At 62.1% G+C, this 5,651-nt stretch carries 4 protein-coding genes; 3 read left to right on the top strand and 1 reads right to left on the bottom strand.

The window, feature by feature from the left end:
• Nucleotides 1-360: 360 nt before the first annotated feature.
• A complete protein-coding gene (locus EYB53_RS24880) occupies nucleotides 361-783 on the top strand; it encodes a universal stress protein (protein WP_167857615.1) in 423 nt (140 codons plus the stop codon).
• A gap of 101 nt (nucleotides 784-884) precedes the next feature.
• Here EYB53_RS24880 and EYB53_RS24875 read toward each other — a convergent pair whose 3' ends face one another.
• Nucleotides 885-2,069 carry a YbfB/YjiJ family MFS transporter gene (locus tag EYB53_RS24875; protein WP_135482239.1) on the bottom strand — a complete coding sequence of 395 codons (1,185 nt, stop codon included), beginning with the start codon at nucleotides 2,067-2,069 and terminating at the stop codon, nucleotides 885-887.
• 239 nt (nucleotides 2,070-2,308) lie between these two features.
• Here EYB53_RS24875 and EYB53_RS24870 point away from each other — a divergent pair, with 239 nt between their 5' ends.
• Together EYB53_RS24870 and EYB53_RS24865 are read left to right on the top strand one after the other, a co-directional pair.
• Nucleotides 2,309-4,519 carry a DUF5107 domain-containing protein gene (locus tag EYB53_RS24870; protein ID WP_135482237.1) on the top strand — a complete coding sequence of 737 codons (2,211 nt, stop codon included), beginning with the start codon at nucleotides 2,309-2,311 and terminating at the stop codon, nucleotides 4,517-4,519.
• Nucleotides 4,519-5,466 (top strand): formimidoylglutamase, encoded by a 948-nt coding sequence (locus tag EYB53_RS24865; RefSeq protein WP_135482235.1) that lies wholly within the window; start codon nucleotides 4,519-4,521, stop codon nucleotides 5,464-5,466. The genes EYB53_RS24870 and EYB53_RS24865 overlap by 1 nt, the downstream gene beginning before the upstream one ends.
• Nucleotides 5,467-5,651: the final 185 nt, after the last annotated feature.

Raw genomic sequence — 5,651 nt, 5'->3', positions numbered from 1 at the left:
GGGCACCGGCAAGGGCACCGGCAAGGGCACCGGCAAGGGCACCGGCAAGGGCACCCGCAAGGGCACCCGCAAGGGGTGCCCCTACAGGGCCGGGGGGCGGGCCCGGTGTAGGGGCACCCCTTGCGGGTGCCCCGCCCCGGTACGGGCACCCCTTGCGGGTGTCCCGTTGTATCCGGTTTCGTATGATGCAATCGCCCTAGCATGTTCTTGCATGGGTCTAGACTCTCCTGTAAGCCTGTGCTATCATAGATAATTACAGATTGTGTGTCCCTGTGTGCCACCCCTCCTTGCGCCGTGTTTCTGCCTCCGCAACCACGTTTGTCTCCCATCAGCGACTTGATGACACAAAGGAGTTTCATCATGTTCAAGAAGATTCTGCTTGCGACTGACGGTTCGGCCCCTTCCGAGCGTGCGACCGATATTGCGGCCTCACTCGCCTTGCGCTATCAAGCCGAGATCCTTGTCTTGCACGCACTGACGCGGATTCCCGGTTCGCTTGGTGAGCCGAATTATAGTCGGACGCTCAGCCATATGCTTGAGCACGCCCGTTCACTTGTTGCCAATGTCGAGAGCCGCCTCCGCGAGATCGGGGTTCCCCACGTTGACACTGATGTCATCGAGGGCGGTGCCGCTGATGTGATTCTCGATGTAGTGCATACCCGTAACCCTGACTTGCTGGTCATCGGTGCCCGCGGTTTGAGTCAGTGGAAGGGCTTGATGCTCGGTAGTGTGAGCATGGCGGTGACCCATCGTGCCCCTTGCCCGGTGATGGTTGTGAAGTAGGGGTGAGCCTTTGGGTGCCTGTGGCCCCCAGGGGTTTTCTTGCGCAGAAAAAAGCCAGCGTCGCTGGCTTTTTTCTGCGCAAGAAGCTCCATAGTGGGGCGTCAACGCTTGATCAAGGCAACTAGCGTCGCCAACCCGAGCGCGCCAGCCGAGAGCATCATGCCGTAGGCAAGGCCCCCCGGTAGGTCGGCGATCAGTCCGGTGAGCACTGGCCCGATTAGTTGCCCCAGCGCAAAGAGGGCGACGGCATGGCCGGTGACGAGTGCCCAGCGTTCGGGTGGCAGCCGCCGACGGATTTCACTCGTCACCGCAGTCACAACCGAGAGAAATGAGCCCCCAAAAAGCAGCGCTGAAAGGGCGTAGCTCCAGGTTTGCGGTGCAAGCAGCGGCAGCAGCGCGGCCATGGTGAGCATTGACATAATGAGCGCTTGCCCATAGCGCGGCCCAAGCCTGCCAATCACCGGTACCCAGAGTGCCCCTCCCATAATCGCGACGAGGCCCAGGCCGCCCCAGAACCATTGCACAAGTGTGGGGGCGGCTCCTTGGGCCTGCATAAAGGCGATAATAAAGGTCATGTAGCCAATGTACCCGATGCCATAGATGAAAAACGAGAGCATGAGGGGCCAGATAGATCCGTAGTCGCTTGCGACCGGGCGCGCTCGTCCAGGTGCCATGCCACTCGCACGAGCATGGGCTTCGGCGGTACGCAAAAATGGTTCCATCAAGACGAGGGCAAGCAACCCGATAAGCCCCATCCCAAGCCAGATGGTGCGCCATCCATCGTGTTGCAGGGTTGCGAGCAGTGGCGGTACGGCTAGCCCCGAAATGGCAATGCCAATCCCTGGCCCACTGTAGTAGAGTCCAAGTGGCGGGCGTCCCGCCGTGCCACTACGATTCATCACCACGGTCGCCCCGCCGACATAGATGAGTCCGCCCCCGATACCTGTCAGAATGCGGAGCACCAGGAGGGCGGGGAAGAGACTGAGCAACCCGGTGAGCAAAAGGCTGAGGCTGGTGAGAACGAGGGCAATGCGTACCGTGAGCGGTGCGCCCCAACGGGCGACGGCGAGCCCAACAAGCATGGTGCCGACAAGGTAGCCGATGGCGTTGGCACTGCCAATCAGCCCCGCCTGGGCATAGCTCCAGTTGAGATCCGTGCGCATCGGCTCAAGCAAGAGCGCATACGCAAAGCGACCAAACCCGAGGGCCACGGCTCCTCCCAGGCTCAAAACAAGTGCGGCAATGATGATCTGGCGATCGCTGGTGGAAGATGGGTTGTTGTGCATCAGTCTATTATACGGGTGATTGAGGTGGTCTCAGGCCGCCTCAATCACCCGTACGAGGGTGTGCGGCGTGTCGCCTTGCACAGGAGGATTTGCTTATATAATGATACAACTGCTGTTACGTAGTGGAGACGCACATGGCGCTCAAAATATCCAGGTTGCCGGCAAGATTTCAACGCATAGGCCACATTGCCTTGCTGCTGTTGTTGATGGCACAGTTTGTTGTGCTAAAAGAGTAAACTATGAAAACAAATCGGATTTCACTTGCGCAACGCGTTTCTCTGGTCAGTCTGTTGCTGCTGTGTGCGCTGCTGCTTACGCTGTTGCCGCCGGTTGCTCAGGCACAAACTCTTACGCCCGATGGGTTTGCCGATCCGGCTTTTCGCCAGATCTGGACGCGGGCTGATGCGCTGGTGGCCGCCGGTAGCGCGGGCCGTTCGTGGGTCTGGGGTGAGTTGCCCGGTTCGCGCCGCTACGAGCGTTTTGACCAGGCTCCCGGTGGGGTGCGCCTTGTCCAGTATGTTGATAAGGCGCGCATGGAGATCAATGATCCTGCCGGTGACCGCACTTCGCCATGGTTTGTGACCGGCGGGTTGCTGGTGGTCGAGATGATTGTTGGGCGGTTGCAGGTGGGCGCGACGACGTTTGTGAATCGCGCGGCGGCGGCCATTCCGGTCGCTGGCGATCCTGTGGGCAATCCTGACGCTCCGACGTATGCGATGCTCGCTCCGCTTGCGGCGCTTGATGGGGGTAATCGGGTGCCCTCACGTGTCGGTCAGCGCGTCAGTGCGACCTTTGGGCCAGCCGGCGTGGGTGAGAGTCCGGCCCTGGCGCGGCCCGAGACGACGATTGTGCGCTATGAGCCGGTGACGGGGCGCAATGTGCCGACGGTGTTTCAGCAGTTTATGGAGCAGCGCGGGCCCGTGTTGGTCAATGGACGCGTGGTGCGCGAGCAGGTTGTTGATCCGCTTTTTGTCTTTGGTTACCCGATTACCGAGCCTTACTGGGCCACGGTGACGGTTGCCGGGCAACCAGTGCCGGTGCTCTTCCAGGCCTTTGAGCGCCGTCTCTTGACCTATAATCCGGCTAATCCTGATCCCTGGAAGGTTGAGATGGGCAATGTGGGCCAGCATTATCTGCGCTGGCGTCACGGCCACACGTTGCACTATGCGCGCCCGGTGCCCGCCGAGCCGCTGACTGTACGCGAGACGACGCTGACGATCCCGACCTACGATCTTGCCCCGGCACTGCGCCCGACCCAACCCGGCGATTCAATCTATCCGTATGACCGCCTTGAACCAGCCCTGGTTGGCCCGCCGCAGCCCCGTGAGTACCGTGCGCTTGTGGTCGAGAACCGCTTCCTCACGCTCACCTTTCTCCCGGAACTCGGCGGACGCCTGGTGCAGGCGGTTGATCGCACCACCGGACGCCGGATCTTCTACCAGAATCAGGTGATCAAGCCGAGTCCGTTTGGGCAACGTGGCTGGTGGCTTGGCGTTGGTGGCCTTGAGTGGGCCGTGCCAACCGAGGAGCATGGCTATCTGGAGAATCTTCCGTGGGCGATGCAGGTGATCCGTGAGGGCGACCGGGTCGACGTGATCGCGACGACGACCGAGCGCCAACGTGGGTTTGAGGTGCTTGGTACGGTGACGCTCCGTGCCGACGAGTCGCGTTTTGCGGTGCGTCTTGAGGCACGTAACCCGACGACGACGGCGCAACCGTTGCAGATGTGGACCAATGCGATCTTGAGCCCTGCTGGTGACAATCAGGTTGGGCCGGGGATGCGTTTTATCGTGCCTACCGATGAACTGATTGTCCATGCGACTTTCGATCAGGCGTTGCCTGCCCCCCGCCAGCGTTTTCCGTGGCCCTATCAGGCTGGCCGCGATCTGCGCAACCCCACCAACTGGACGGGCTATATCGGTGCGTTTGCGCCGACGCCGGTGCCTTTTATCGGGGCCTATGATGTTGAGGCCGATTATGGGGCAGTGGTGAGTCACGGGGAAGGCACGGTTGGCGGCAAGATATTTGGCTTTGGGCCGAGTGTCGAGCCAGGTTTGTATACGGATGATGGCAGCGCCTATGTCGAAGTATGGAGCGGCGCGCAACCGACCTTTTGGGACGACCCGCTGCTTGCGCCAGGAGCATCCCGCGCGATTGCGACCACCTGGCAACCAGTCTGGCAGATGGGCATGCCGGCCACGGCAACCCCCGAAGGAAGCCTTGGTCTAGAGCGACGCGACGATGGTGGTCTGACGGTGACGCTGGCGACGCCGCAACGCCTTGCCAATGCAACTGTTGTCGTCAGCCTCGATGATCGCGAAGTCTTCCGCAGTGCACCCGTTGAATTGCGCCCTGATCTGCCCTTCGTGATTGAGTTGCCCCCAGGTTCGACCGGGGTGGTGGGCGTTGCCGCTGCGGGACGCTTCTGGCAGGCGCGGGAGGTGCCCTGATGCCAAAGCTTGATCTGGAACGGCTGGTACCTGTTGCTGGGGAGCTCTTTTTCTCGCGTAACGATCCGAACGATGTGCGCCTGGGCGACGTGGTGCAACGGGGGATCGCGGCCTATGCCGATGCGTCGGTGGTGATCCTCGGGTTTCCCGAGGATGAAGGGGTGCGCCGCAACGGTGGACGCCCGGGCGCAGCCGAGGCACCTGCGGCGATCCGGCGCTGCCTCTATCGCATGGGCATCGCCGGGCTCACCGAGCTTGCGCTGGTTGACCTGGGCGATACTCCGCCAGCGCCAACGCTCGAAGAGCGGCACGACCTGCATATGGCGGTGGTCGCGCAGATCATCGCCGACGGCAAACGTCTGCTTGTGCTTGGCGGCGGCAACGATGTGGCCTATCCCGACTATGTGGGATTAACGGCGGCGACCGGGCCGGCGCTGGCGCTCAACCTTGATGCCCACTACGATGTGCGGGCCGACACCCCGCGCAACAGCGGCACACCCTATCGCCAACTGATCGACGAAGGCCGCCTCGCGCCGACCAACTATCACGTCATTGGTGCCCAACCCTTTGCCAATTCACCCGTCTACACCGCCTTTCTGGAGAAGTGTGGAGCCCAGGTTACGACCTTGCAAATGGCGCGCTCCAGGGGTGTCACCGCGACCGTCGAGCACATCACCACGGAGAGTAGCGCAACCACGATCTTCTGGGGCTTTGACATGGATGTTGTCAACGCCGCCGAAGCCCCCGGTGTCAGTGCGCCCAACCCACTTGGCATGCGCGGCGACGAATTCTGCGCCCTCGCCGAACTCGCCGGACGCGATCCTCGCACCCGCCTGATCGAACTGAGCGAAGTCTGCCCGCCATACGACCTTGACCTGCGCACCTGCCGCCTGGCCGCCGCCATGCTCTGGTATGCGTTGCATGGCTTTGCCAAGGGTATGGGTTGATGCGTATGGGGCGCAGCCGGCGCAGTCGGACGCCAGAAACCGGAAGGAGATGCCATCGGCGCTGCCCGAGGGATACACCGTCGTGCTGACGTTGCCCCCGGGACAGGTGCAGGTCATGCGGGCGAAATCCACCTGGAAGTCGGCGACGCTGAAGCGGGCGGGGTCGCTGCCGCCGCCCTGCGGAA

It is taken from the genome of Candidatus Chloroploca mongolica (assembly GCF_004762035.2).
GTDB classification, from domain to species: domain Bacteria; phylum Chloroflexota; class Chloroflexia; order Chloroflexales; family Chloroflexaceae; genus Chloroploca; species Chloroploca mongolica.
The sequence above is the reverse complement of the archived record's forward strand: the minus strand, read 5'-3'. Positions and strand labels throughout refer to the sequence as shown.

Bases quoted from the DNA above. Each gene is read 5' to 3' on its own strand.
- EYB53_RS24880 (WP_167857615.1), top strand. From the start codon at position 361: ATGTTCAAGAAGATTCTGCTTGCGACTGACGGTTCGGCCCCTTCCGAG.
- EYB53_RS24865 (WP_135482235.1), top strand. From the start codon at position 4,519: ATGCCAAAGCTTGATCTGGAACGGCTGGTACCTGTTGCTGGGGAGCTC.
- EYB53_RS24870 (WP_135482237.1), top strand. From the start codon at position 2,309: ATGAAAACAAATCGGATTTCACTTGCGCAACGCGTTTCTCTGGTCAGT.
- EYB53_RS24875 (WP_135482239.1), bottom strand. From the start codon at position 2,069: ATGCACAACAACCCATCTTCCACCAGCGATCGCCAGATCATCATTGCC.